This is a genomic window from Flavobacterium branchiicola (assembly GCF_018383905.1).
GTDB lineage: Bacteria > Bacteroidota > Bacteroidia > Flavobacteriales > Flavobacteriaceae > Flavobacterium > Flavobacterium branchiicola.
The window spans coordinates 67,267-93,586 of record NZ_JAGYWA010000010.1 but is presented as its reverse complement, the minus strand read 5'-3'; the positions used below and the strand labels follow the sequence as shown (position 1 = coordinate 93,586).

The 26,320-nt window shown below is 33.9% G+C and carries 23 protein-coding genes; 12 read left to right on the top strand and 11 right to left on the bottom strand.

Translation table 11 applies throughout. From position 1 onward, the window contains the following. Positions 1 to 185 precede the first annotated feature (185 nt). The 5 genes from KHA98_RS20955 (at position 186) to KHA98_RS20935 (ending at position 6,482) form a co-directional block, all read left to right on the top strand. Positions 186 to 3,254 carry a leucine--tRNA ligase gene (locus KHA98_RS20955; RefSeq protein WP_213259946.1) on the top strand — a complete coding sequence of 1,023 codons (3,069 nt, stop codon included), beginning with the start codon at positions 186 to 188 and terminating at the stop codon, positions 3,252 to 3,254. A 507-nt stretch (positions 3,255 to 3,761) separates the two neighbouring features. After that, positions 3,762 to 4,607 (top strand): alpha/beta fold hydrolase, encoded by an 846-nt coding sequence (locus KHA98_RS20950; RefSeq protein WP_213259945.1) that lies wholly within the window; start codon positions 3,762 to 3,764, stop codon positions 4,605 to 4,607. A gap of 5 nt (positions 4,608 to 4,612) precedes the next feature. Continuing rightward, positions 4,613 to 5,086, top strand: a complete 474-nt coding sequence (locus KHA98_RS20945) for an RNA polymerase sigma factor (protein WP_213259944.1) — start codon at positions 4,613 to 4,615, stop codon at positions 5,084 to 5,086. Next, entirely contained in the window at positions 5,073 to 5,666 is a 594-nt protein-coding gene (locus KHA98_RS20940; RefSeq protein ID WP_213259943.1) for a hypothetical protein, read from the top strand. Before KHA98_RS20945 ends, KHA98_RS20940 begins: the two co-directional genes overlap by 14 nt. 129 nt (positions 5,667 to 5,795) lie before the next feature. Then, complete coding sequence (locus KHA98_RS20935) at positions 5,796 to 6,482, top strand: zinc metallopeptidase (RefSeq protein WP_213259942.1); 687 nt, start codon at positions 5,796 to 5,798, stop codon at positions 6,480 to 6,482. A 102-nt stretch (positions 6,483 to 6,584) separates the two neighbouring features. On the opposite strand, the gene KHA98_RS20930 is transcribed toward KHA98_RS20935, so the two are convergent. The 4 genes from KHA98_RS20930 to KHA98_RS20915 all read right to left on the bottom strand — a co-directional run bounded on the left by KHA98_RS20930 (position 6,585) and on the right by KHA98_RS20915 (position 9,286). Beyond that, on the bottom strand, positions 6,585 to 6,860 hold the full coding sequence (locus tag KHA98_RS20930; RefSeq protein WP_213259941.1) for a hypothetical protein: 276 nt from the start codon (positions 6,858 to 6,860) through the stop codon (positions 6,585 to 6,587). 44 nt (positions 6,861 to 6,904) lie between these two features. Then, positions 6,905 to 7,375, bottom strand: coding sequence for an Lrp/AsnC family transcriptional regulator (locus KHA98_RS20925; protein ID WP_213259940.1), 471 nt, complete (start codon positions 7,373 to 7,375; stop codon positions 6,905 to 6,907). Positions 7,376 to 7,853: 478 nt separating this feature from the next. Beyond that, positions 7,854 to 8,603 (bottom strand): uroporphyrinogen-III synthase, encoded by a 750-nt coding sequence (locus tag KHA98_RS20920; protein ID WP_213259939.1) that lies wholly within the window; start codon positions 8,601 to 8,603, stop codon positions 7,854 to 7,856. A gap of 14 nt (positions 8,604 to 8,617) precedes the next feature. Continuing rightward, positions 8,618 to 9,286, bottom strand: a complete 669-nt coding sequence (locus KHA98_RS20915) for a DUF4271 domain-containing protein (RefSeq protein WP_213259938.1) — start codon at positions 9,284 to 9,286, stop codon at positions 8,618 to 8,620. Between the two features lie 106 nt (positions 9,287 to 9,392). On the opposite strand from KHA98_RS20915, the gene KHA98_RS20910 reads away from it, so the two are divergent. Genes KHA98_RS20910 through KHA98_RS20900 form a run of 3 tightly spaced genes read left to right on the top strand, consistent with a single transcriptional unit; the run spans position 9,393 to position 11,952 of the window. Beyond that, the gene (locus KHA98_RS20910) at positions 9,393 to 10,118 is read left to right on the top strand and encodes a polyprenol monophosphomannose synthase (RefSeq protein WP_213259937.1); all 726 of its coding nucleotides are present in this window, start codon (positions 9,393 to 9,395) and stop codon (positions 10,116 to 10,118) included. A 10-nt stretch (positions 10,119 to 10,128) separates the two neighbouring features. Continuing rightward, the gene (locus KHA98_RS20905; protein ID WP_213259936.1) at positions 10,129 to 11,469 is read left to right on the top strand and encodes a dihydroorotase; all 1,341 of its coding nucleotides are present in this window, start codon (positions 10,129 to 10,131) and stop codon (positions 11,467 to 11,469) included. A 9-nt stretch (positions 11,470 to 11,478) separates the two neighbouring features. Next, entirely contained in the window at positions 11,479 to 11,952 is a 474-nt protein-coding gene (locus KHA98_RS20900; RefSeq protein WP_213259935.1) for a DUF4296 domain-containing protein, read from the top strand. Between the two features lie 2 nt (positions 11,953 to 11,954). Here KHA98_RS20900 and KHA98_RS20895 read toward each other — a convergent pair whose 3' ends face one another. Beyond that, positions 11,955 to 12,956: an NAD-dependent epimerase/dehydratase family protein gene (locus KHA98_RS20895; protein ID WP_213259934.1), complete on the bottom strand. Its 1,002-nt coding sequence runs from the start codon at positions 12,954 to 12,956 to the stop codon at positions 11,955 to 11,957. Positions 12,957 to 13,142: 186 nt separating this feature from the next. On the opposite strand from KHA98_RS20895, the gene tyrS reads away from it, so the two are divergent. Beyond that, positions 13,143 to 14,438, top strand: a complete 1,296-nt coding sequence (tyrS, locus tag KHA98_RS20890) for a tyrosine--tRNA ligase (RefSeq protein ID WP_213259933.1) — start codon at positions 13,143 to 13,145, stop codon at positions 14,436 to 14,438. 271 nt (positions 14,439 to 14,709) lie between these two features. Here the strand turns inward: tyrS and KHA98_RS20885 are convergent, their stop codons facing one another. The 4 genes from KHA98_RS20885 to KHA98_RS20870 all read right to left on the bottom strand — a co-directional run bounded on the left by KHA98_RS20885 (position 14,710) and on the right by KHA98_RS20870 (position 20,488). Continuing rightward, the gene (locus tag KHA98_RS20885; RefSeq protein WP_213259932.1) at positions 14,710 to 15,690 is read right to left on the bottom strand and encodes a LuxE/PaaK family acyltransferase; all 981 of its coding nucleotides are present in this window, start codon (positions 15,688 to 15,690) and stop codon (positions 14,710 to 14,712) included. Positions 15,691 to 15,858: 168 nt separating this feature from the next. Further along, complete coding sequence (locus KHA98_RS20880) at positions 15,859 to 16,197, bottom strand: T9SS type A sorting domain-containing protein (protein ID WP_213259931.1); 339 nt, start codon at positions 16,195 to 16,197, stop codon at positions 15,859 to 15,861. 107 nt (positions 16,198 to 16,304) lie between these two features. Then, positions 16,305 to 17,498 carry a hypothetical protein gene (locus KHA98_RS20875; RefSeq protein WP_213259930.1) on the bottom strand — a complete coding sequence of 398 codons (1,194 nt, stop codon included), beginning with the start codon at positions 17,496 to 17,498 and terminating at the stop codon, positions 16,305 to 16,307. 185 nt (positions 17,499 to 17,683) lie between these two features. After that, positions 17,684 to 20,488, bottom strand: coding sequence for a TonB-dependent receptor (locus KHA98_RS20870; protein ID WP_213259929.1), 2,805 nt, complete (start codon positions 20,486 to 20,488; stop codon positions 17,684 to 17,686). A 233-nt stretch (positions 20,489 to 20,721) separates the two neighbouring features. Between KHA98_RS20870 and KHA98_RS20865 the strand changes: the two genes are divergently transcribed. From KHA98_RS20865 to KHA98_RS20855, 3 genes are all read left to right on the top strand, one after another. Next, on the top strand, positions 20,722 to 21,405 hold the full coding sequence (locus KHA98_RS20865) for a response regulator transcription factor (RefSeq protein ID WP_213259928.1): 684 nt from the start codon (positions 20,722 to 20,724) through the stop codon (positions 21,403 to 21,405). A 211-nt stretch (positions 21,406 to 21,616) separates the two neighbouring features. Beyond that, the gene (locus KHA98_RS20860) at positions 21,617 to 22,702 is read left to right on the top strand and encodes a sensor histidine kinase (RefSeq protein ID WP_213259927.1); all 1,086 of its coding nucleotides are present in this window, start codon (positions 21,617 to 21,619) and stop codon (positions 22,700 to 22,702) included. Positions 22,703 to 22,862: 160 nt separating this feature from the next. Continuing rightward, positions 22,863 to 24,158: a porin gene (locus tag KHA98_RS20855; protein WP_213259926.1), complete on the top strand. Its 1,296-nt coding sequence runs from the start codon at positions 22,863 to 22,865 to the stop codon at positions 24,156 to 24,158. 151 nt (positions 24,159 to 24,309) lie between these two features. On the opposite strand, the gene KHA98_RS20850 is transcribed toward KHA98_RS20855, so the two are convergent. Both KHA98_RS20850 and KHA98_RS20845 read right to left on the bottom strand, forming a co-directional pair. After that, complete coding sequence (locus KHA98_RS20850; RefSeq protein WP_213259925.1) at positions 24,310 to 25,392, bottom strand: glycosyltransferase; 1,083 nt, start codon at positions 25,390 to 25,392, stop codon at positions 24,310 to 24,312. A 249-nt stretch (positions 25,393 to 25,641) separates the two neighbouring features. Then, positions 25,642 to 26,265, bottom strand: coding sequence for a hypothetical protein (locus KHA98_RS20845; protein ID WP_213259924.1), 624 nt, complete (start codon positions 26,263 to 26,265; stop codon positions 25,642 to 25,644). Positions 26,266 to 26,320 lie beyond the last annotated feature (55 nt).

Below are 26,320 nucleotides of genomic sequence, written 5' to 3'. Positions count from 1 at the left end.
TAAAATGTTATTTTATTTGTTTGTCAGTGAAATAGCTTTGGTACAATGCGCAATAAATGTAAATTTGCGCCATAATTAATTTAGTGAAAAGCCTTAGAACCTTAGTCACTTAGAATCTTAGTCACTTAAAATGACTTGAGGAAGCGAAAGCATGACTCCATTAAAATAAAAAATATAAACAAGGAATGAAATACAATCCAAACGAAATAGACGCCAAATGGCAGAAATATTGGGCAGAAAATCAAACTTTTGCTGCAAAAAACAATTCTGAAAAACCGAAGCATTATGTTTTAGATATGTTTCCTTATCCGTCAGGAGCAGGACTGCACGTTGGGCATCCGCTGGGGTATATTGCTTCAGATGTTTATTCTCGTTTCAAGAGACATCAGGGATTCAATGTTTTGCATCCAATGGGTTATGACAGTTTTGGATTGCCGGCGGAGCAATACGCAATTCAGACAGGGCAACGTCCGGAAGATACGACACGTGTAAATATTGACGGTGGAGTAGATAAAGAAGGAAAAGAAATTGCAGGATACAGAAAACAATTAGATAAAATCGGATTTTCATTTGACTGGGCGCGTGAAGTGCGTACCTCAAATCCCGATTATTACAAACATACACAATGGATTTTTATCCAATTATTCAATTCTTGGTATTGCAAAAAACAAGGAAAAGCATTTGATATTACTGAGCTTGTAAAAGTTTTTGAAGAAGAAGGAAATGCATTGGTAGAAGCAGTTTGCGACGATAATGTTGTCATTTTTTCTGCTGCGGAATGGAATTCTTATTCTGAAGATCAAAAAGAAAAAATCCTTTTGCAATATAGATTGACTTATTTGGCAGAAACAGAAGTAAACTGGTGTCCCGGTTTAGGAACTGTTTTGGCAAATGATGAAATCGTAAACGGAGTTTCTGAGCGTGGAGGATTCCCTGTTATTCGTAAAAAAATGACACAATGGAGTATGCGAATTTCTGCTTATGCAGAGCGTTTGCTTCAGGGTTTAAATGATATTGACTGGAGCGAATCTATCAAAGAATCGCAAAGAAACTGGATCGGAAAATCGGTTGGTGCTATGGTAACTTTCAATGTAGTGCCAACAACCAACAACCAACAACCAGAAACTATTTCAGTTTTCACAACTCGTCCTGATACCATTTTCGGAGTGACTTTTATGACTTTGGCACCAGAACACGATTTGGTGGCTAAAATTACAACTCCGGAACAAAAAGAAGCGGTTGAAGCGTATATCGAAAAAACGTCAAAACGTTCTGAGCGTGAGCGTATGGCCGATGTAAAAACGATTTCTGGTGTATTTACAGGAGCTTATGCAGAACATCCGTTTACAAAAGAAGCAATTCCGGTTTGGATTGGAGATTATGTTTTGGCAGGTTACGGAACAGGAGCGGTTATGGCAGTTCCTTGCGGTGACGAAAGAGATTATGCTTTTGCAAATTTCTTTAAAGGTCAGAACGGAATGCAGGAAATCAAAAACATTTTCGCAAATGTTGATATTTCTGAAACTGCTTACGGATCAAAAGACAACGTTGAAATCGCAAATTCGGATTTCTTAAACGGATTAAATTATAAAGAAGCTACTCAGGCTGCAATTACAGCATTGGAGAAAATTGGACAAGGATCAGGAAAAACAAATTACCGTTTGCGTGATGCTGTTTTCTCTCGTCAGCGTTATTGGGGTGAGCCATTCCCGGTTTATTATGTGAATGGACTTCCAAAAATGATTGATGCACAACACTTGCCAATTATTTTACCTGAAGTAGAAAAATATTTACCAACTGAAGACGGACTTCCTCCATTAGGAAATGCTGCCGTTTGGGCTTGGGATACCAACAAAAACAAGGTTGTTAATACTGATTTGGTTGATAATGTTTCGATTTTTCCTCTTGAATTAAATACAATGCCGGGATGGGCAGGAAGTTCATGGTATTGGATGCGTTATATGGATGCGCACAATGAAAATGAAATGGCATCGGCAGAAGCATTGAAATATTGGGAAAGTGTAGATTTATATATTGGTGGTAGCGAACACGCAACCGGACACTTATTATATTCTCGTTTCTGGAACAAATTCTTAAAAGACAAAGGTTTCGCCCCAACCGAAGAACCATTCAAAAAACTGATTAATCAGGGAATGATTTTGGGGACTAGTGCTTTTGTTTATAGAGTTATTCCATCAATTATGAGTAGCGATAAAACAGAAATGCTTCGTAAAGGAAGGGCTTTGCCACCGATATTTATTTCGAAAAATTTATTAGGCAATTTTACAATTTCTAATGAAAAATCTGAGATTAAATACTTTGTTAGAGATGAAAAATCTGAAATTGTTTATAGTACAATTGAAAGGCTAATTGAAAAAAATCCTGGAGTTTTAGATAATATCGAAGGATATGAAATAACATTTAACATTCAATATCATTTACCTGTTGATGTCAATTTGGTTAATGCATCAGATGAACTAAATCTTGATGAATATAAGAAATGGCGTCCAGAATATAATGATGCTGAATTCATTTTGGAAAACGGAAAATACATTGTAGGTCGTGAAGTTGAAAAAATGTCAAAATCGAAATACAATGTAGTGACTCCAGATGATATTTGTAATGAATATGGTGCTGATACATTACGTTTGTACGAAATGTTTTTAGGGCCGTTAGAGCAAGCAAAACCTTGGAATACTGCTGGAATTTCGGGAGTTTTTGGTTTCCTTAAAAAACTATGGAGATTGTATTTTGATGATAATGGTTTAATCGTAAACAACGACGAGCCAACAAAAGACAACTTAAAATCTTTACATAAAACAATCAAAAAAGTAGCAGAAGATATCGAGAATTTCTCTTTCAATACTTCGGTTTCTCAGTTTATGATTTGTGTAAACGAATTGTCTACTCAAAATTGTCATTCACGTGCTATTTTAGAGCCATTAGCAATTTTGGTTTCGCCTTATGCACCACATATCGCTGAAGAATTATGGTCACAATTAGGATACACAACTTCAATTTCTGAAGTAGCGTTCCCAATTTTTGATGCTAGTCATTTAGTAGAAAGCAGTAAAGAATATCCAGTTTCTTTCAACGGAAAAATGCGTTTCACAATCGAATTGCCTTTAGATTTAACGGCAGCACAAATCGAGGAAATCATTATGAAAGACGAAAGGACTCAAAAACAATTAGATGGCAGAACGCCAAATAAAGTAATTATTGTTCCTGGAAAAATAATCAACCTTGTGGGGTAATTATTTTTAAATTCCAATATAAAAAATTCCAAATTCCAATTCTTAATTGGGTTTGGGATTTTTTTTGTGCTTTGTTTTTTCGCGACGAATTGCACTAATTTTCACAAATTTAATTCGGGTAATTCGTGTAATTTGTGGCTGAAATTTCGTGTTGCTTTGTCAATCTGAGCGAAGTCGAAGACCCGCGATCAAAATCGCCAATCTTTGTAGAGCTACTTTCGTGGTCTTCGACTTCGCTCAGACTGACAAGATTGAAGAAAGCTTTGCGAACTTATATCTTTTACGAGCAAAAAAAACTTGCGTTCTTTGCGTAAACCTTCGCGCACTTTGTGGTTAAAAAACACATTATAGGTATTGGAATTTGGAATTTTAATATTGGAATTTCCTCCGTCAACATTGGGATTTGAAATTTTTTTATTGAATTTTTAATTTTAGTTGTAACATTTTAATAGTTGTCGTATCAAAAGGACGGATCCGATTTAATTTAACAACTTAAAACTATTAAAAATGAAAAAGTATATCATCTTAGTTATCGCATTCTTATTCTCAGCATTATGTTTAAATGTTTTTGCACAGACAAAACAATATCCGTTTGAAGTTTTAAAAACCGGAAAAGGAAAACAATCCATTATATTCATTCCCGGATTTGCTTCTTCTGGAGAAGTTTGGAATGAAACCAAAACCACATTAGAAAAAGATTATACTTGTTACACTCTTACAATGGCAGGTTTTGCCGGGGTAAAACCACAGCCAAATGCTTCGTTTGAAAACTGGAAAACCGAAATCGCGAATTATATAAAAACGAACAAAATCGAAAAACCAATCTTAATTGGTCATAGTATGGGTGGAGGTTTAGCGCTTGCTATTGCGGCCGATTATCCGGAATTGATTAGTAAAATTGTTGTTGTAGATGCATTGCCTTGTCTGGCAGCTTTAAGTGATGCTTCTTTTAAATCAAACGAAAATATAGACTGTTCTTCAACGGTAACGCAAATGACTTCAATGACCGATACTCAGTTTTATGAGATGCAGAAAAAGACAATGCCAAGATTTTTGGCAGATACGTCAAAACTGGAAACGGTGGTGGAATGGAGTGTAAAATCAGATCGAAATACCTTCGGACAAATGTATTGTGACTTTTTTAATGTTGATTTAAGAGAAAAAATTTCTGACATAAAATGTCCGACGCTGGTTTTATTAGAATCTTATTTTATAAATTTAAAACCGGCAATCGAAGGGCAATATAAAAACCTGAAAACAGCCAGTTTTCAATATGCGAATAAAGGATTGCATTTTATAATGTACGACGATACAGAATGGTATTTGTCACATATTAAACAATTTCTTAAATAGTAAAAATGGAATTTGAACAAATTTATAAAACGTATTGGGATCGAATATTCAGGCTTTGTATGGGTTTTGTAAACGACCATGACGTGGCGCAGGATTTGGCTCAGGAAACGTTTATAATTGTGTGGCAAAAGCTGGATACTTTTAGAAATGAATCGGCTATAGGAACCTGGATTTTTAGAATCGCTTCCAATAATTGTCTGAGGCAGATTGAAAAGCAAAAGCGCTTTCCAAAATCAGATTTACCTATTCATCTCACCGAAGAAAAACAACAATCAATAGAACCACAGATTCAGTTTTTGTATCAATGCATTGCAGAATTGCCGGAAACCGATCGTATCATAATTTCACTGGAACTCGAAGAAGTGAAACAGGCTGAAATCGCAAAAATTGTCGGACTTTCTGAGGCTAATGTACGGGTGAAAATTCACAGAATAAAAGAAAAACTGACTCAAAAATTTAAAGAAAATGGACAACGATAATATAGACTTCAAAGATTTATGGAAAAAGCAATCCGTAAGTCAGCCCAATATCGAAGATTTGTTGGTGAGGTTAAAACAATTTAAAAAGGCAGGTGTACGCAGTTTATGGATGACCAATATTTTGCTTTTTGCCACCAGTACTTTTATTATTTTTATCTGGTATTATTATCAACCACAATTTATCACTACAAAAATTGGAATTGTTTTGGTGATTTTGGCAATGGTGATGTATGTTACAGCTTACAATCGTTTGTTGGGAACTTATAAGGATGTTGACGCAACGCAAACCAATCATGATTACTTGCAAAAATTAATTTCAATTAGAAAAAAACAACAATTTGTACAATCTTCAGTACTTAATTTATACTTTATTTTATTGGGAACAGGAATTGCTTTGTATATGTATGAATATGCGATTAGAATGAGTGTTTTGGGTGCAAGTTTAGCATACGGAATAACATTGCTTTGGATGTTGTTTAACTGGTTTTATATTCGCCCGAAACAAATTAAAAAACAACAAGCAAAAATTAATAGTCTGATTGAAAAGTTTGAAGAGGTCAATAATCAATTAGAATTTTAAATCAGAAAGCTTTGCAGGTTTGTAAAGCTTTTTTTATGACAAAAAATGTCAAAATGTCATTTTGTTAAAATGGTTCGTAATTTGCAGTTTGTTTTGTAAATTTAAAAATCAATCTAAAAACATTTAAATATGGGAAGTGGATATTTAATAATTGCCGGAGCTATAATGTTATTTAGCTGGCTGGTAAGTTCAAAACTAAAAAGTAAATTCGAATTATATTCTAAACTGCAATTGCGAAACGGAATGAGCGGTGCGGAAATCGCTGAAAAAATGCTGGCTGATAATGGCATTACAGATGTACGTGTAATCTCGACTCCGGGACAGTTAACAGATCATTATAATCCATCAGATAAAACGGTGAATTTAAGTGAAGCGGTTTACAATCATCGTAATGCGGCAGCGGCAGCAGTGGCAGCACATGAATGCGGACACGCCGTACAACACGCAATTGGTTACGAATGGCTAACAATGCGTTCAAAATTGGTTCCGATTGTAAGCGTTGCCTCAAATTATGTACAGTGGATTTTGATTGCCGGAATTCTAATGATCAGAACTTTTCCGCAATTGTTATTAATTGGAATTGTGATTTTTGCTGCAACAACTTTGTTTTCGATCATTACTTTGCCAGTAGAATACGATGCAAGTAACAGAGCACTTGCCTGGCTGGAAAATAAACATATGTTAACGCAAGAAGAACAGGCCGGAGCAAAAGATGCTTTAAAATGGGCAGCAAGAACGTATGTTGTGGCTGCGATTGGTTCTATAGCAACGTTGTTGTACTATATCTCGATTTATTCGGGAAGCAGGAGGAATTAATTTATTAATGTGACAGTTTTGATAATGTGTCAATGAGATAATTTGACAATTTGATAATTTATAGTAAACCCGACAGGTTTAAACCTGTCGGGTTTTGTTTTTTTATATATTATAAAAACTTAGAATAAATAGTACAACAATCCAGATTCCGCCTGTAATAAAAATGCTGTTTAAATATTGCTTGTTTTTGGTTTTGTAATAGAGAATAGCAAGAATTACAGTTAATAGAATACTTACCGGAATTGAAAGCAGAAATAATAAAAGTCCAGGGCCGGGAGCACAGTGACCGGTTGGATGTATTTCTTCCTGAATAAATGTTATTGCAAAGTAAGGTATATAAAACAGTAAAATTTTGTATTCGGCCCGGAGGTTTATCATTGTACTAAAATTATCTAATTTTCAAATTGACACATTCTCTAATTCTAAAGCTGAATCTGTCTGTCAATTTGCTGATCCAGTGAAATAAAAGTTTCTGTTCTGGAAACGCCTTCAATAGCCTGAATTTTGGTATTTAAAAGCTGCATCAGGTGTTCGTTGTCGCGGCAGATGATTTTGATTAATACAGACCAGTTTCCGGTTGTATAGTGACATTCCAGGACTTCAGGGATTTTTCTAAGGTCTTTTACGGCTTCAGAGTTTCGGGAAGCTTTATCCAGATAAACGCCAATAAATGCCATCGTGTTGTAGCCAAGAACTTTTGGGTTTACGGTAAACTTAGAGCCGGAGATAACACCGGATTGTTCCAGTTTTTTTAAACGCTGGTGAATGGCTGCTCCGGAAATTCCTATTTTGTTAGCAATTTGCAGAATTGGCTTTCGGGCATCTTCCATTAAATAACGGAGAATCTCTTTGTCGATACCGTCAATTTCAATTATTAGGGAATTGATTTTCATAACTTGTAATTTGAAACTATTTTAAGTGATTTGGGGTCTAAATAGAAATCAAATGTAATCAAAATGCTATGAAAAATTGAAATTCCAATGTTGAAATTCCAAATTCCAAAACGGAGGGAAGAATATAGCCTAAGGTTTCAAGCTTGGGAGACCTAGTAGTTGCAGTTTTTGCAAAAAGAAAATTTCAATATTTAAATTCCAAATTCCAAAACGGGAAGAGAAAATATAGCGTAAGGTTTCAACCTTGGGAGGCCTAGTAGTTGCAGTTTTTGGGAAAAAGGAAATTCCAATATTTAAATTCCAAATTCCGAAATGAGGAGAGGAAACTTTATATTGAAATTCCAAAACAGGGAAAAAAACATAGCCCAAGGTTTCAACCTTGGGAGGCTTTAGAGTGGAATTGCTGTAAAAAGAAAAATTCCAAATCCCAAGTGATTAGTTTGGAATTTGGAATTTAAATATTTTTATATTCTTAGGTTTATTTTCCTTTGTTTACTTCGGCAATATATTTTTCAAGCGCCATTGTCATAGAAGGAGTTTCAGGTGTTGGAGCAAGAATATCGATTCTTAAACCATGATCTAATGCTTCTTTTTGAGTTGTGCTTCCAAATACTGCTATTCTGGTATTATTTTGTTTAAAATCAGGGAAATTTTTAAACAATGATTTAATTCCAGTTGGGCTAAAAAATGCTAACACATCATAATATACATCAGCCAAATCAGACAGGTCGCTCATTACAGTTTTGTAAAAAACAGCTTGTGCCCAATCTACTTTTAAGTTATTCAGTGTTACTGGTGCGTCTGCATTCAATTGGTCAGATGCTGGTAACAAGAACTTCTCGTCTTTGTATTTTTTAATAAGAGGTGATAAATCTGCAAAATCTTTTGCTCCTACATAAATTTTACGTTTTCTGTACACTACATATTTTTGCAGGTAAAACGCAACTGCTTCAGATTGACAAAAATATTTCAATCCTTCAGGAACTTTGTAACGCATTTCATCAGCCACTCTAAAAAAATGATCTACAGCATTTCGACTTGTTAAAATGATCGCAGTATAGTGATTAAGATCGATTTTTTGTAATCGAATCTCCTTTGCGCTAACCCCTTCCACATGAATAAATGGTCTGAAATCAATTTTTATTTTGTGTTTTTGTTGGAGCTCAAAGTAAGGAGAATTCTCCACTTTAGGTTCAGGCTGTGACACCAAAATTGTTTTCACTTTCATATTATAAATATTTTCTAAGCACTCCCTTTTGTTATCCAGTAATAGAGAAAATAATAAGGGGCTATTTCAAGAGCGCAAAGATATAAAATAAAATAAAACAACTTACTGATTATTGCATTTTGATACGTTTTAATTGAAATAAAATAGGAATATAAGCTGATACACAGTGAAATCGCTATGATTGCGAGCGGTATACTTTTTGGAATTCCGTCATAATAAAACAAAACTGCATTGATAGGCAGGATCAAAACGCCAATATAAGTTCTGTAAGTGACTTTTTGTAAGTTAAAAAGGTCGACAAACTCATCAATATTGAATGAAGTTGCTACAATTTTCTCCACCAGATATTTGGCTAAAATAAAATATAACAGCACCGTCGCAATCTGAATAAATAAAACCCAGTCGGTTTTGGAGGCATATCCAAAAACGCTCATACTTAATTGAATGAAGAAAGCAAACGAAACGATTTGTACGAAAAACAAACCAACCGTAAAACTGCTTTTCATATGGTTGTTATCGCGGTAAATTTTGGCATATTTATCCGAAAAAATAAGCTTGCTGAATTCGCTAAATCGAGTTTCATAAGCCGATTTTGTCATTGCGACAACAGCAAAGGTGATCACAAATAATAATGTGGCCCAATCTTTATTTTCTAGTATTCTGGGGGTAAGTTGTTCAATCATAACGTCACAAAATTAGTAATTTTTTGTCTCAATACTTTTATTATACATTTATTATGAGTCAAATGCTATAAAAAGTTTACTTTTGCGTTGAAATTACCCTTTAAAAATGAATGATAGTATTGTAATAATACCAACTTACAACGAAATCGAAAATATTGAAAGTATTGTAAGAGCTGTGCTTTCGCAACATAAACCTTTTCATCTTTTAATAATCGACGATAATTCGCCCGATCACACCGCAAATAAAGTAATTGCCTTGCAGGAAGAATATCCGGGAAGATTATTTCTGGAAAAAAGAGCCAAAAAAGCCGGTTTAGGAACTGCCTATGTTCATGGTTTTAAGTGGGCTCTGGAACGCAAGTACGATTTTATTTTTGAAATGGATGCCGACTTTTCGCACAATCCTAATGATTTAGAAAAACTATACGACGCCTGCCATTTTGGAGGCGCTGATCTTGCCGTTGGATCTCGTTATGTAACTGGAGTAAATGTGGTAAACTGGCCTTTAAGCCGTGTTTTAATGTCTTATTTTGCTTCGGTATATGTAAAATTTATTACCGGAATGAAAATTCATGATGCTACAGCTGGTTTTGTTTGTTACAAAAGAGAGGTTTTAGAAAAGATAAATCTGAATAAAATTAAATTTGTTGGATATGCATTTCAAATTGAAATGAAATATAGAACTTATTGTGGTAAATTTGAGATATCTGAAGTCCCGATTATTTTTACAGACCGAACAAAAGGAGTTTCTAAAATGAGCAATGCTATTATTAAAGAAGCTATACTTGGAGTGATTTCTCTTCGATTAAAAAAATTATTCAATACACTATAAATAAAAGACGATGAACAGGATTTTAATTAAAAATGCTAAAATTGTAAACGAAGGATCTATTTTTGAAGGTGATGTCCTGATAGAAAATGATTTGATTGTTGAGGTTGCAGACAGCATAAGTCTAAAAACATCCGATTGTATTGTTATAGATGCCGAAGGAAATTATTTAATGCCGGGTGCGATTGATGATCAGGTACATTTTAGAGAGCCTGGTTTAACACATAAAGGAGATATAGAATCAGAATCGAGAGCGGCTGTTGCAGGAGGAATTACCTCTTTTATCGAGCAGCCGAATACAGTGCCAAACGCTGTGACTCAGGAAATACTTGAAGATAAATATCAGATCGCTGCCGAGAAATCATTTGCCAATTATTCTTTTATGATGGGTGCAACAAATGATAATCTGGAAGAAGTTTTGAAAACAAATCCTAAAAATGTTGCGGGTATTAAGATTTTTCTAGGTTCTTCTACAGGAAATATGTTGGTGGATAATGAAGCGACTTTAGAAAGAATCTTTTCAAGTACACCAATGTTAATTGCAGTTCATTGTGAAGATGAAACTACAATTCAAAATAATCTTGCAGCTTTTAAAGAACAATATGGTGAAGATGTTCCGGTAACGGCACACAATTTAATCAGAAGTGCTGAGGCTTGTTATATTTCATCATCAAAAGCGGTGGCACTGGCAAAGAAAACAGGAGCAAGGCTTCATATATTTCACCTTTCCACAGCAAAAGAAATGGAATTGTTTACCAATAAAATTCCATTAGAAGATAAAAAAATCACTGCTGAAGTTTGTGTTCATCATTTATGGTTTACGGATGAAGATTATAAAACAAAAGGAAATTTCATTAAATGGAATCCGGCTGTAAAGACTGCTGAAGATCGTGCTGAACTTTGGAAAGCTTTAAATGACGGTCGTATTGATGTTATTGCAACAGATCACGCGCCGCATACAAAAGAAGAAAAACAACAATCATATTTGAAAGCGCCATCTGGAGGTCCGCTAGTACAGCATGCTGTTGTAGCAATGTTTGAAGCGCATCACCAAGGGAAAATTACTGTGGAGAAAATCGTGGAGAAAATGTGCCACAATCCGGCTAAGATTTTCAAAATTGAAAAAAGAGGTTTTATTAAAGAAGGTTATTTTGCTGATTTAGTAATTGTAAATCCAAGCCTTCCGTGGAGTGTAAATCAAGACAATATTTTATACAAATGCGGATGGTCTCCATTTGAAAATATGGCTTTCAAATCCAGAATTACTCATACTTTTGTAAATGGCGAAATGGTGTATAATAACTTTAAAGTAAAAGATATTCGCGCCGGAAAAAGATTATTGTTTGACAGATAAAAAGCTAGAATGAAGAATTTTGTATTTATAATATTGGTTTTGATGCTTTCTGTAAGTTGTAAAAAAGATTTGGTAAAAGAGCCAAAGGGACTTATTGAGCGCAAGAAAATGATTGATATTATGTATGATTTATCGATTCTGGAAGCAATGAAATATCAAAATCCATTGTCTTTAGATTCGGTAGATTCAGATCCCAAAAAGTTTGTTTTAAAAAAATATAAAGTAGACAGTTTGCAGTTTGCGCAAAGTAATATTTATTATGCGGCAGATTACGAGAAATACAAAGATATGTTTGACGAGGTTGGAAAGCGAATTGCTGTAGAACAGCGTGCAGCAGATTCTCTTGTTAAGATTGATGAAAAGAAAGCAGCGAAAGCCAATAAAAATAAAAAAGCTAGTCCTGCACTAAAAGATGAAGAGACTAAGAAGGCAAAAATATTAAATGTAGATTCTCTGCAAAGAGCTATGCATTCAAGAAGATAGTTTTATAGTTTTGAAACTTCTTTTATATACAAATGTACATCCTGAAAAACCGCTCCCAGAGCGGTTTTTATTTTTTCATTTGAGTATAAACTCTTAGAATAAGACGCTTTTGCAGTAGCTTTTGTAAGACTTCTTTTTTGAAAAAATAAAGTAGAGTAAATTCCATCAATCATCCAGAGCAGATTCATAAACAATGGTTTTGCATGTCTATGAGGTCGTTTTACTTTCAAGGTATCTGCAATAGTATTCAGTATATCCTGAAAGACAATATTCTCGGTAATTAATGTAAAACGTTCGTTTTTGATTTCGCTTTTCATTAATTGAAAAGTGGTTTTTACGACATCATTTACCGAAATAAATCCAGTGCTTCCCAAAGTATAAAACGAAAGTCCGTTTGCTACTTTTTTATACAATTCTGCGCTTCCTTGTTGTAGGTTTTTTGTTTTAAAGAAAGGTCCTAAAATAACGCCCGGATTTACAATAATAATATTCAGTCCTTCTTGTACGGCGCGCCAAACTTCCATTTCGGCACCATATTTAGAAATAGCATAATCGCTGTGTGGTTTCTCGGGATTCCAGTCTGTTTCTTCGGTAATATACTTTTCGTGCGGAGCCAAATCTCCTAAAGCCGCGATTGAACTTACAAAACAAAATTTCTTAACCTCTTTGGCAATCGAAAAATTAACCATGTTTGCTGTTCCTTCAATATTGGTTTTTCGAAGTGCATCTTCATCTTTGGGGTCAAATGAAATTAAAGCGGCACAATGATATACAAAGTCAATTCCGACAAAGGCAGTTTCTAGCGAAGGAACGTCTAAAATATCGGCTTCAAGCCAATTTATTTTTTCAAATAAATCTTCTTTTTTATAGAACTCAAAAACCGTTTTTGTTTTTTGAATGTTGCTTTTGTTTCGGTAAATAGCCCGAACATTTTCTCCATTTTCAATTAAATGAAGCAATAAATGCGAACCCACTAAACCTGTTCCTCCAGTTACTAATACCATTCTGTAAATATAAGTTTTTGCTTTAAAGGAGCAAAGTTACAGAGATACAAAGTTGCAAAGGTTTTTCTAAGGTTCTGAGTTTTTGTTTGAAATCGATATTCTTATTGCTTTTTGATATTGACATTAAAATTGTTTTTTTGATATTGCGATTGCCATTAATTATATTTGCACAAAATATTTATAAAAATGAAGAATCTAGTTGAAGAATTAAAGTGGCGCGGTTTGTACCATGATAGCATGCCAGGAACGGAAGAACAATTGCTAAAAGAGGTAACTGCAGCATATATTGGTTTTGATCCAACGGCAGATTCGCTGCACATAGGCAGTATGGTTCAGATTATTTTATTGGTTCATTTAAAGAATTTTGGTCATCAGCCAGTTGCTCTTGTGGGCGGCGCGACCGGAATGATTGGTGATCCTTCCGGGAAATCTGACGAAAGAAATTTGCTGAACGAAGAAACTTTGGCTAAAAACGTTGCAGGAATTAAAAGCGTTCTGTCTCGTTTCTTAGACTTTAATTCAAGTGAACCAAACGCTCCAATTATGGTAAATAACTATGATTGGATGAAAGAATTCTCGTTTATTGATTTTGCCCGTGAAGTTGGAAAACGTATTACGGTAAATTATATGATGGCGAAGGATTCTGTTAAGAAAAGAATTAACGGAGAAGGTGAAGGAATGTCTTTCACAGAATTCACGTATCAATTAATTCAGGGTTACGATTTTTATCATTTATATAAAAACAACAACTGCCTTTTGCAAATGGGAGGTTCTGACCAATGGGGAAATATTACCACGGGTACAGAATTAGTTCGTAGAATGGGAGGAGAGAATGCAAAAGCTTTTGCATTAACAACACCATTAATTACAAAAGCGGACGGATCTAAATTCGGAAAATCTGAAGGGGGAAATGTTTGGTTGGATGCAGATAAAACTTCTGTTTATAAATTTTACCAGTTTTGGGTGAATGCTACAGATGTAGATGCAGAAAAATATATTAAAATCTTTACTTTCTTAGATAAAGAAACTATTGATGCTTTAATAGAAGAACACAAAGCAGCGCCACATTTAAGAGTTTTACAAAGAAAACTTGCTGAAGAAATTACAATTTTTGTTCACAGCAAAGAGGAATTAGAAAAAGCAATTCAGGCGTCAAATATCTTGTTTGGAAATTCGACTGCAGAAGATTTAAAGCAATTGGATGAGAAAACTTTTTTAGAGGTTTTTGACGGAGTTCCGCAAGCTGAAATCGCAAAAACTGATTTAGAAAACGGTTTGGAAATTATTACTGTTTTAAATGATAAAACGGGTTTCTTTAAATCAAACGGAGAGGCAAGAAGAGCGTTAGCAGCAAATTCAATTTCTGTAAACAGAGAAAAAATAAAAGAAGATTTCGTTCTGACTGCAAATGATTTAATTAATAATCAATTTGTGCTGTTACAAAGCGGAAAGAAAAATTATTTTGTAATTCGTGTAGTTTAAAAGATTTAACTGTTTAATCGGTTAATTGTTTAATCGATTAATTGTTTAATCGATTATCAGAATCTTTTAAATTAAATATATAAATCCCAATGTTCGAAAAGAATGTTGGGATTTTTTTATTGAAAAAAATCATTCCGTAAGAATGCTTCGTTGGTAGTGGAATTAAAATGTAGTTTGTAGTTATACGTTACGTAGGAACGTTTGATTAATGCAGTGAATTTACAATAGCCATATTATCGATTAAACGATTAACCAAATCAACGATTAAACATTAAAGAACCATTAGGTTACAACCACGAATATCAGAATTATCAAAACGTCCCAATACCTCGAAAGAGTTGTTGGGATATTTTTTACCTAAATCCTGTGTTGCAATAAAAGAACAAGAATTGATGTTGGCCAAATCAATAACATTTATTCCGCCAGTTTTTCCGTCGTTTACATAAGTTAGCGCGTCTTCAGGATCGCGTATTAAAATGTTCATCCAGGAAGGACATTCGAAAATCCCGTCTCCTAAAGAATAAGCTTGTGCAAGGAGTTCCGTCATTCCGTATTCTGAATGAATAGATGAAACGCCAAAACCTTTGCAAAGTAGCTCGTGAAGTTCTTCACGAATCATTTCTTTACGTTTGCCTTTCATTCCTCCGGTTTCCATGATAATGGTATTTTGAAGCTGAAATTGATGCTTTTCGATTAAATCTAATAATGCATAAGTAACACCAATTAAAATGACATTCTGACCAGATTCGTCTAATTCGGTTAGTTTTTTAATTAGGTCGTCGTGATTGTGTAAATAAAACCCGCTTTCAGGCTGATTGGATAGTTTTATTAAATCTTCGACCATGTAGATTAACGAAGAGCCGTCGCGTTCGAGATAGGACGGCAAAAGGGCTAAAACAACGTAATCTTCGATATTGCCATAAAATTGAGAAAATCCATTGCGGTAACTTTCCTCATATAGGGAAACATCGGTCACTAAATGTCTGCTTGTAATCATTCCGGTTGTACCACTGCTGGTAAAAGTAACCTGCGGAAAATCTGAATTAGAAACCACTTCGTGACTTTTAAAAAACTGTATAGGTAAAAAGGGAATTTGTTTTAGTGATTTTACCTGTTGTGGATTGACTTTCAGGAAATCACAGAAATCACGATATACTTTGTTGTTCTCATGCTGAAAACGAAACACTTTTAGTGCTATTTTTTCAAATTGTTTCTGACTTGAAATGGTAAATATATCGTTGGCTGTAATCAAAACTTTTTTTGTGCAAAGATATTGTTTTTTAGTGTTCAGTGTTCAGTTTTTTGCTTGCCCATTAAGCGTTCAGTCTATGTGAAATTTGTAAAAGTAAAATATTGACTGAATATAAAGGTAGAATACTGAGCATAAAAAAAGCTCCCGGTTAAAGGAGCTTTTATGTTTTTATCGAATGATTAGCTTTCGTGTTGCGGAAGCATTTTCTTCGCTTATTTTAATGATGTAAACGCCGGGAGTTAAATCTGCAACGTTTAATTCTCTTGAACTTAAATGTATTTGGAGTACTTTTTTACCAAGTAAATCAAATATAATGATTTCCTTTTCTAAGTCGTTTTTAGTCGAGATGTATACTTTTCCGTTTGTCACTGGATTAGGATACAAGCTTAGTCCCTCAATAGAAGTAGTTTCCTGAGTTTTTGGTAATTGCTTACTGTCTTGTGCCGAGACACTTACAGTAAAGAAAAAAGCCAATAAGAAAGTAATATAAAAGTAATTTTTTGCCATCGCATTTATTTGGATAAGTAAATATACAAAAAAAATTACAAAAATTACGCCAAAAAAAAACATCCTAAATATTTAGGATGTTTTTAACAATTTATGTTCGAAGTAAATTATTTGATTAAGCTAACTCCGTCAACTGTAGCCCAGTTACCATTTGTTAATGAAGCTCCTGTAGCTGTAGAACTTTGAACGAAAGTTCCAGCTGGGAAAGCAACAACGATAGCATCAGTAGCACCAATTGGTAAAACGTTTGTTGTGTTAGAAATTTTTACATTTAAAAGTTTAATTTTAGATGTTTTCACTTGGTGATCGTTTGTAGCAGCATCCAAGATACTAACTGCACTTCCTTTGTAAGTAGTTGTACTGTTTGGAACTGTGAAGTTACCGTAACCATCGATGATGATGTTGCTGTATTCTCCGTTACCTTCTCTTTTGAATTGGAAAGCATCAACTTGGTTGTCTGCACCTTCAGGAACGTTACCAGCTTCTCTTTTTAAAGTGATGTTAGAAACTTTTGGTCCAAAAGCATTGTCATTAGCAGAAGCCTCGATTTCCATTCCGTAGTTACCTTTTCCAGTTTGGTAAGCATACCAGTTTGTATTAGCTTGACCTTGCCATCCATCTTGCCAGTCAAAAGAGTCATCAGTATTTCCGTAAGAAATAGCATTTGTCATACTTACAGTTCCTCCGAAGAATTCGAATCCGTCATCAGCACCTTTGTAAGATACTAAGTGATCTAAAACTGTTCCAGAACCTACTGAGTAAAAAGTGAAACCATTGTTTTCTTTGTTACCGTCTGCTAATTTAGATCCAGCATATTCTACTCTTGTGTAAACTAATGAACCACCATTATGAGTTGGGTTAGCTCCTCCGTAAGAAATATTGTTTCCATCTTCAGATGTAGAAGAAGTTCCTCCACCAGCAACTTTTGCAGGAGCATCACCGTACATGATGATTCCACCCCAAGAACCTGGAAGTTTAGATTTTTCTGTAAATACTACTGGTTTGTCAGCAGTACCATTTGTAATTAATTTTCCACCATTCAAAACAACTAAAGCGTTGTCTCCAGTAGCTTTATCGATAGTAATTGTAGAACCAGCGTCAAAAGTTACAGTAACACCAGAATTGATTTTTACAATTCCTTTTAAAGTGTAGTTTCCGTAAGCATACGTTTTGTTTGCAGTAATAGTACCTGAAATTTCACCTGTAGCAGGTGGAGTAACAGGAGTTGGATCATCACTACTTGAGCAAGAATTTAAAAATAAACCTGTAGCAAGTGCTAAAGCAAGAATTTTAGTTTTCATAGTTTTTGTGTTGTATTATTCGTTTTTATTTTTGTCAAAATTAGAACGGAAATCATTGTGAGGCGTTATCTGAATATTACATTACGGTTATCAAAAAATAATCATAATGTGAAGTAAATGTTAAGAAGTTTAAATAAAAAAAGCTCCAAATAATGGAGCTTTAATTTTGTGTGTAAAATAAGGTCTTAGAAAGTGTATCCTACCTTTAAAGAAAAACCAATTCCTTTTTTATAGCTGTTTGCTAATAAAGATGGTTCGTCAACTTTTACTGTTCCGTTATTTCCGAATTCTAATTGTCTTGCCGGGTTTAACAAGTTGTCTGCAGTAAATTTCACATCAAAATGTTCTGAAATTTTACTTCCCCAAACAAAGTCTAATTGAGATACAGGTAATTCGTAAGTGTTATCCTGACCATTTGTTCCAACTGCGTAAATTCTTTTTCCGAATACACCATAAACAAGTGACATAGTATTTGTCCAGTCTTTAGCTAAATTAAATTCATATTTTAAATCAGAATTTACTAACCAGTCTGATGCACCTTGCAATGATCTTGTTTGGTGTGTTTCGATAGAATTTTTAACAGTAACAATTCCATCCTCATCCTGAGATTCGTAAGTTTTTGCAACATTTACTTTGGTTGACATTAAAGAAGCATTCAATCCGAAAGAGAAATGCTCTAAATTATCACTAATTCTGTTTAGTCCTAAAAGGAATTCAACTTCTGCTCCGTATAAAGTTGCATTGTCTGAATTTAAGAAAGTAGTTACAGTTCCAGATGTTGCATTAGCAATAAAAGTTCTTTCGATTGGATTGTCAATATATTTTCCAAAAACACCAAAGGCTATCATTTCTTTTGACGTTGGGAATAATTCATATTTCAAATCAACATTATAGTTATCGCTATTTTTCAATAATGAATTTCCTTGTGTAGAAGTATTATCTGCATTGATGTAAGAGATCGGGAAAGATTCCATTACAACTGGTTTTGTGTATGTTTTACTTGCAGCAAAACGAATGTTGGATGTTTCGTTTACAAAGTATTTCAAATTCAAAGATGGTAAAACATAAAGATTGTTGTATTTCTTTAATTTGAATGGATCATCAAAAGATCCTAAAGTTCTGAAATAGGTTTCTTTAATAGTGCTTTCAACTCTAACACCTCCGTTTAGTTCAAATTTATCATTAAATTTCCAAAGTAAGTTTGCGTAACCTGCATTAGCGCTTTCGTTAAGTTTTACTTTGTAAGTTGCATTTGAACTTTCAGCAAAATACATAGAATTGTTGTTGATGTCAGTTGTGATTTTGCTATCGATATTGTTTATATCATTTGATGAAAAAGCACTACCGTAACTAGCAACAAATCGGTAAGAAGATTCCATTTTAGAGGCATTTCCGTTATAACCAACAGTCAGTTTGTTTTGTTTTTCGTTACCAAATTTTAAGTTGTATTCTAATAATCCCGAAACATATACATTTCCATCAACAGTTAAATATTGACGTAAGAAATTGTTTGCACCATACGAAGTGTTGATTTGGTTTTCAGTTTCCTGAGTACCAGTATAGAACTTTCTGTCTGGCTGACCATATTTTGTATTTGCATAAGATACACCACCTTTTAAAGTTTGGTTTTTATCTTCTGTCAAATTGTATTCTCCTAATAACTGAGCATTTAAGTAATCTGTTTTATCTAATTGATTCGTACGGATGAAGTTGTTGTCAATTCCGTTGTTGCTTAAAACTCCGTATTGATCTAAGATCGAGTTTAATGTTGTTTTTAAGTATAAAGTGTTAAAAGACAATTTATATCTTTCAGCAGAATAGTTTACACCTACTAAAGCAGAAGTACTAGTTTTAAAACGATATTCAGTATTGATGAAATCATTGTTGTATTTATCACCAAGAGTTTGTAGTGTTCTGTTAACACCTTCTCTAACTGCATAGCTATTATCAAAATTAAGAGATAATAAATATGATATGTTGCGGTCATTACTTAAGTCAAATTTTTCTGCATGAAGAAAATTCAAACTTGAGTTAAGAGGGCTTTTACTTTTACTTACGTTAAAACCTTTATCTCCGCTTACAGAATTTAATGACTGATCAGTTGTAAAAGTTGTTCTTCCGGCAGTTTCTCCTAAGAAACTTGGTAGTTCTCTGTCTTTTCCGTTAAATCCGAAAAAGCCTGCAGCACTATCTGCATCTCCAGAAAGCAAGAAATCTTTGAAACTGTTTCCAGTTGTATATCCTGCTCCAATATTTATTTTCGTAATGCTTTTTGTTGGTTTTGAAGTTTGAATATTAAAAGTTCCTCCAGCAAAATCTCCGTAAATATTTGGGTTGAAAGTTTTGTAAACATCAATAACTCCTACAATGTTTGTTGGGAACAAATCCAAAGGAACAATTTTAGAAAACGGACTATTTGAAGGAGCAGCAAGATCATTGATTAATAAATTATTGTAACGATCTTCAAGACCACGAACAAATATTCCTCTAGAACCTACTTTCGTAATTCCGGTTACTTTTGTTAAACCTTCTTCAACGTCACTAACCCCTTTTCTTGACATTTCCTGAGCACCGATACTTTGTTTGATGACAACAGCGTTTTTTTGATCTAGTAAAAGAGCAGTTTCTTTTTCTTTGTTTGCCGTAGATTTTACAACAACATCTTTAAGAGTATAACTTCCTGATGAAAGGACTTGATTAACAGTAACTGTTTCGCCTGCTTTTACAGTAACTGGTTTTTCTGCAGATTCATATCCTACGAAACTAAAAATAATAGTATAAGTTCCCGGATTTACATTTAACGAATATTTCCCGTCAATGTCAGTGTTGGCATTAATGTTTGTTCCTTTTATTAAAACATTTGCAAAAGGAAGTGCTTCATTATTAGTTTCTTTATCGGTTAATACACCAGAAATCGTACCTTTGTTTTGCGCAATCGAAATTGAACAGATAAATAATGTGATTAATAGAAATTTTAAATTGAATTTCATTGTCAGTGTTGTGTTTAATTTATTTTTGTGCAAAGAAAGAACCGCATTGTAAAGTTCATGTTAGGGACTTGTTATGTTTTTGTGTAGTCAAGATTATCAAATTGTTACCAAATTAAATTACCGTTAACCGCAATTTTTAACGGTTGTTTTATTACTATATTTACGCTGTGAAATAAAAAACATCGAATATATAATGAAGAAAATTTGATGTAAAAATCTCAATTTTGCTATTTATGAAAAAAACACAAACCAAGATTTTATTAGTTGACGATGAACCAGATATCTTAGAAATCGTTGGCTATAACCTTGCGCAGGAAGGCTACCAGATTGTAACCGCTTCAAACGGAAAAGAAGCGATTGCAAAAGCTCAGAAAGAATTGCCGGAATTAATCATTATGGATGTTATGATGGCCGAAATGGATGGGATGGAAGCTTGTGAACACATTAGAAAAATTCCGGAGTTAAATAATGTTATCATAACATTTCTTACCGCAAGAAGCGAGGATTATTCGCAAGTTGCTGGGTTTGATGCTGGTGCCGATGACTATATTACCAAACCAATAAAACCTAAATTGTTGGTAAGCAAAGTAAAGGCTTTGTTAAGAAGGTTAAAAGAACAGGAAGTAGTAAGTGATACTATAAATGTAGGCGGAATAGAGATTAACCGTGAAGAATATAAAATCATCAAGGGGAATGTTGAGATCGCTTTACCAAGAAAAGAATTCGAATTATTTTATTTGTTAGCTTCAAAACCAGGGAAAGTTTTTAAAAGAGATGAAATCCTTGATAAAGTTTGGGGTAATGAAGTAGTAGTGGGAGGAAGAACAATCGATGTTCATATCAGAAAACTTCGTGAAAAAATAGGAGAAGACCTTTTTAAAACTATAAAAGGTGTTGGTTATAAATTTGAAGTTTAGTTTTAAAAGGTTCTAAGATGCTAAGTTTCTAAGTCGCTAAGATTTATACAACGGCAGAATTTTAGATTACATTTTAACGAATTCAAATTGTTTTAAAAACATTCAATAAATTTAAACCATATAAGAAATTGAAGTTCATTATCTTCAATTTCTTATATGGTTTTTGAGTTAAGCTTAATTTCCTTAATCTCTTAATGGTTAATTACTTTCAATGAAAATTAATTTTAAAAAAACATACAAATTTGCTATTAAATCGGCATTATATATAAGTCTGTTTTCAACAGGATTTGTGCTGATTTTAATGTCTTTATTTTATAAAAACCAACTGAAACATCAAATTGCGTTTGGAATAATTTTCATCATTTCAATCTATATTTTCTCTTTTTTGGTTTTACAATACCGTGTAGAACGTTTTATATATCGACGAGTAAAGAAAATTTACGATGAGGTTTCGTTATTAGAATCTACACCGTTAATTAATCAGCCGATAACAACCGATATGGAAACGCTTTCGCGCGAAGTAAAAAAGTTTGCGACAGATAAAAAGCTTGAAATCGAAATGCTTGAAATTCGTGAACAATATCGAAGAGAATTTCTAGGGAATGTTTCACACGAACTTAAAACGCCTTTATTCACAGTGCAAGGTTATGTGTCAACTTTGCTGGATGGAGCGATGGATGATAAAAACATTCGTAAAAAATATTTAAAACGTGCTGAGAAAGGTGTAGAACGTTTGATCTATATTGTGGAAGATCTTGACATGATCACCAAATTAGAATCGGGAGATTTAGATTTAAATATGACTGATTTTGATATCGTGGTGCTGATTCAGAATGTGTTTGATTTACTGGAAATGAAAGCTGATAAAAAGAAAATCAAACTGGCTTTTGAAAGTAAAAATGTACAGTCGGTTATTATTCGTGGCGATCAGGACAGAATTCAGCAAGTTTTAGAAAATTTAATTGTCAACTCCATTAAATATGGTAAGGAAGGTGGTCTGACTGAAGTTGGCGTAGTAAATCTTACCAAGAAAAAAGTCTTAATCCGAATTAGTGATAACGGAGAAGGAGTAGAAAAACAAAATATTTCAAGACTTTTTGAGCGTTTTTACAGAGTTGATAAAAGCGGAACACGTTCTGAAGGAGGTTCCGGATTAGGTTTGGCCATCGTAAAACATATTATCGAAGCACATAAAGAAAAAGTTTATGTCGAAAGTGAGTTCGGAATTGGTTCAGAATTCTCTTTTACACTTGAAAAAGCACACAAAATACAAAAACCTGAAGTTAAAAAATTGTAATCCGGTTTTCGTTAAAAGCTGTAAAACCTAGGTTTTAACAATAAATCAACATACGGATTCAGTCCGTAACAATAAATTTTTATTATAGTAACATCCTGTTAATGTTTTCTTAACATAGGTGATACATCTTTGCATCTTGAAATCAAGGACGTTAGAAAAAATGATAAAAAAAATATTGATTGCGGTTTTATTAGTGCTTACTTGTGCCGTTAATGCGCAGGAATTAAATAAACAGGATGTAAAAAACGAAGTAATGCGTCTTTTAGATTCTATTAATAAATCAAAACTTCCGGAAACTAAATCTGGAGGAGGAGTTGAAGAACATTGGTACGATAAAATCTCGTTAAGAGGTTATGCTCAAATTCGATACAATGGTCTGCTTTCTACAAATGACAAAATTACTTGTGACCAGTGTGACAGATCCTGGGGAACAACTTCAACCGCGCCAGATGCAAAAGCAAATAACGGACTTTTTATTCGTCGTGCACGTTTAGTGTTTTCGGGTCAGGTTCATCCAAATGTTTTCTTTTATTTTCAACCCGATTTTGCCAGCTCACCAGTTACCGGAATCCAAAATTTTGTTCAGGTGCGTGACTTGTATTTTGACCTTTCTTTTGATAAAAAAAGAGAATATCGCGTTCGTGTAGGGCAAAGTAAAATTCCATACGGATTCGTAAACATGCAGTCTAGTTCACAACGTTTAACATTAGATCGTCCAGATGGAATAAACAGTTCAATAGCAAATGAACGTGATTTGGGACTGATTTTTTATTGGGCGCCTGAAGAAATCAGAGAGCGTTTTGCCATGTTGGTAAAAGATGGCTACAAAGGTTCGGGTGATTATGGTGTATTTGCATTTGGTGTTTATAATGGACAGATTGCTAACAAAATTGATGCAAACAGAGATTTGAATGTAGTAGCCAGAGTATCTTATCCTTTTGTAATTGGAAGTCAGATTATCGAGCCTGGAATTCAGGCCTATGATGGGAAGTGGGCTTTTACAGATGAAATTTCTCCAGGCGTTACTGTTAATGATCCTAAGTATGTGAAAGATGAAAGAATAGGAGCAACTTTTGTTCTATATCCAAAACCTTTTGGAATCCAGACCGAGTATAATATTGGTAAAGGACCGCGTTATAATCCTGTAACCAATACCGTTGATCAAACCAGTTTGAATGGAGGCTATGTTTTACTGAATTATAAATGGGATATCAAAAAGCAACATATTTATCCTTACGCTCAATTTCAATATTATGACGGAGGTAAGAAATATGAAAAAGACGCCAGAAGTTATGTCGTAAGAGATTATCAGTTTGGTATTGAATGGCAACCAATCAAAGCATTAGAATTAACAGCTGAATACGTGATTGCAGACAGATCTTATGTAGACAGCGCTCGCCCGATTAATAGACAAGAAGGAAATTTATTGCGTTTGCAAGCGCAGTTCAACTTCTAAAGTAAAAAAAACAGTTTAATCCGCGCCTTCGCGATAGTGAATCAGTTTTATCCGTGTTCTAATTTTGGACGCAGCTTATACAAATTCGTTATCGCAAAGACGCAGTTTTTATATTTCTGTTAGTTTGGAATTTGAAAAATCTTATAGTTTTTTAATTTGGAGCTTCATCTTCAAAAACAGAAAATAACGAGTCCCAGTCAATTTCATTTTTAAATTGAGACAATCCTTTAAACGACTTTACTTTTGATAAATCTTCAATCGTAAAGTCGTCTTGCATTGCATACGGTACAAGATTTTCTTCCTGAAGTTTTATTGCCAGATACTCCTGTTCATATTGCCCGGGAGTTGGTATAAAAAAAGCTTTTTTGCCCAGTTTTGCCAAATCCATTACAGTTGTATAACCGGAGCGACATAAAACAAATTCACTTTCGTTAAAAGTCTGTTCCAGTTGTTTAGAGTTCATGAAATTGTAGTAAGTAACATTTCCGGCTTGCCACTTATTTTGCACTTTCTCGACAAGACCTTGTACAAAAACAACTTTACCTTTATAGTTAGCTACTTCCTTTTGTAGCTTTTCATCTAAATAAGTACGCTGAGGTTCTGGTCCGGATAAAATAATCATTAAGTCATAAACCTTATCTATTTCCTTTTGACGCATTCGGCTCAAAGGACCAATATATTTTAAATTCAGATGATTGGTTTTTAAATGCCCTAAATCGCCGGTAAGATTCGTTTTCTCGTTAGAATCAGGAACCCAGCATTCTGTGTATTTCTTTATAAAATACTGATGACATTTACTGGTAAACCAAGTTGTATTTCCGGTCATAACATTTAACTGATGCGTCATAAAAACCGATGGAACTTTTCTACTGAAAACCCCCAATCGATTATCTGATATGATGCCGTCAATTCCGTGTTTTTTGATCCAGGAATTCACCACTTTTTTTTCATCCAAAATGGCCGTGATCATTTTGGGTAAATTTTTAATCAGTTTCCATTTAAAGTTTTTGCCATTTTTAGCATATTCAATATGATAGGAAGGCAATTCCAGAGTTTGTATGTATGGAAATTCTTTTCTCAATAAAGCCAAAGCAACACCATCAGAAGCGATAATCGGAATAAATTTGTTTTCCTGAAGCGCTTTGATAATCGGGATACACCTGGTGGCATGGCCTAATCCCCAGTTTAAAGGAGCAACTAATATAGTTTTGTTAGCAGAATAGTCAATGCTCATAATTTAACGCTTTTTGAAAACGAAGATAAAGAAATATGTTTTTTATGATATTTCGCACACATTACTAAATTATTAACTCTGATTTAAGGTTCTGAGGGGCTAAGATTCTAAGATGCTAAGGTACTAAGTTGCTAAGATTTCTGTTTAGAAAATAAAAAAAACCGAACTTAAGTTCGGTTTGTCAAGTAAATGGTTCAAAGCGCAATCTAAAAAAAACTTAGTCCCTTAGTGTCTCAGAACCTCAGAACCTTAATCCTGAATATAAGTTTTATTTCCGTTTTTGTTAATGTAGTATTTACCACCTCTTGGGCCTGTATATACTTTTTTTCCGTTGTATTCACCGGTAACTTTATCAGCCACTTTTGGAGCTTTCTCGTTGGTTTCTTTTAAAGTCTTAGTGCTTGTTTTTGAAGCCGTTTTTTTGGCTGTTTCAGCATCTTTCTTTGCAGATTTGCTAGCAGCATCAGCTTTGTCTGCTGTTTTCTTGGCATCTGTTTTTGCACTTTCTGCTTTGTCAGCGGCTTTTGTAGCTTTTGCGGCTTCGCTTTTCGCTTTTGTTGCTTCTTTGTCGGCTGTTTTTTTAGCTGCAGTTGCTGATTCTTTTTTTGCTTTTGCAGTTTCTTTATCGGCTGTTTTCTTAGCAGCGCTTGCAGATTCTTTCTTCGCTTTTGTAGATGCATCTGTTGCTTTGTCAGCAGATTTTTTAGCTTTATCAGCTTCTTTTTTAGCATCAGACTTAGCCTTGGTAGCATCAGATTTTGCTTTTTTAGCAGATGCCTCAGTTTTACTCTTAGTTGTTTTTGCAGCAGTTTCCTGAGCATAAAAATTAGAAGAGAAAACGACTATAAAACAAAGTAATAATAATTTTTTCATAAGGTTAAGAGTTTAAATTTCAATTAAAATTAATCAATTTATTCTTAGCTTTTTT

Coding starts and splice junctions, on each gene's coding strand:
- tyrS (WP_213259933.1), top strand. CDS start 13,143: ATGAAGAATCTAGTTGAAGAATTAAAGTGGCGCGGTTTGTACCATGAT.
- KHA98_RS20860 (WP_213259927.1), top strand. CDS start 21,617: ATGAAAATTAATTTTAAAAAAACATACAAATTTGCTATTAAATCGGCA.
- KHA98_RS20895 (WP_213259934.1), bottom strand. CDS start 12,956: ATGGTATTAGTAACTGGAGGAACAGGTTTAGTGGGTTCGCATTTATTG.
- KHA98_RS20900 (WP_213259935.1), top strand. CDS start 11,479: ATGAAGAATTTTGTATTTATAATATTGGTTTTGATGCTTTCTGTAAGT.
- KHA98_RS20930 (WP_213259941.1), bottom strand. CDS start 6,860: ATGATAAACCTCCGGGCCGAATACAAAATTTTACTGTTTTATATACCT.
- KHA98_RS20845 (WP_213259924.1), bottom strand. CDS start 26,265: ATGAAAAAATTATTATTACTTTGTTTTATAGTCGTTTTCTCTTCTAAT.
- KHA98_RS20915 (WP_213259938.1), bottom strand. CDS start 9,286: ATGATTGAACAACTTACCCCCAGAATACTAGAAAATAAAGATTGGGCC.
- KHA98_RS20935 (WP_213259942.1), top strand. CDS start 5,796: ATGGGAAGTGGATATTTAATAATTGCCGGAGCTATAATGTTATTTAGC.
- KHA98_RS20925 (WP_213259940.1), bottom strand. CDS start 7,375: ATGAAAATCAATTCCCTAATAATTGAAATTGACGGTATCGACAAAGAG.
- KHA98_RS20955 (WP_213259946.1), top strand. CDS start 186: ATGAAATACAATCCAAACGAAATAGACGCCAAATGGCAGAAATATTGG.
- KHA98_RS20945 (WP_213259944.1), top strand. CDS start 4,613: ATGGAATTTGAACAAATTTATAAAACGTATTGGGATCGAATATTCAGG.
- KHA98_RS20920 (WP_213259939.1), bottom strand. CDS start 8,603: ATGAAAGTGAAAACAATTTTGGTGTCACAGCCTGAACCTAAAGTGGAG.
- KHA98_RS20875 (WP_213259930.1), bottom strand. CDS start 17,498: ATGAAAACTAAAATTCTTGCTTTAGCACTTGCTACAGGTTTATTTTTA.
- KHA98_RS20880 (WP_213259931.1), bottom strand. CDS start 16,197: ATGGCAAAAAATTACTTTTATATTACTTTCTTATTGGCTTTTTTCTTT.
- KHA98_RS20950 (WP_213259945.1), top strand. CDS start 3,762: ATGAAAAAGTATATCATCTTAGTTATCGCATTCTTATTCTCAGCATTA.
- KHA98_RS20910 (WP_213259937.1), top strand. CDS start 9,393: ATGAATGATAGTATTGTAATAATACCAACTTACAACGAAATCGAAAAT.
- KHA98_RS20865 (WP_213259928.1), top strand. CDS start 20,722: ATGAAAAAAACACAAACCAAGATTTTATTAGTTGACGATGAACCAGAT.
- KHA98_RS20940 (WP_213259943.1), top strand. CDS start 5,073: ATGGACAACGATAATATAGACTTCAAAGATTTATGGAAAAAGCAATCC.
- KHA98_RS20850 (WP_213259925.1), bottom strand. CDS start 25,392: ATGAGCATTGACTATTCTGCTAACAAAACTATATTAGTTGCTCCTTTA.
- KHA98_RS20905 (WP_213259936.1), top strand. CDS start 10,129: ATGAACAGGATTTTAATTAAAAATGCTAAAATTGTAAACGAAGGATCT.
- KHA98_RS20855 (WP_213259926.1), top strand. CDS start 22,863: ATGATAAAAAAAATATTGATTGCGGTTTTATTAGTGCTTACTTGTGCC.
- KHA98_RS20870 (WP_213259929.1), bottom strand. CDS start 20,488: ATGAAATTCAATTTAAAATTTCTATTAATCACATTATTTATCTGTTCA.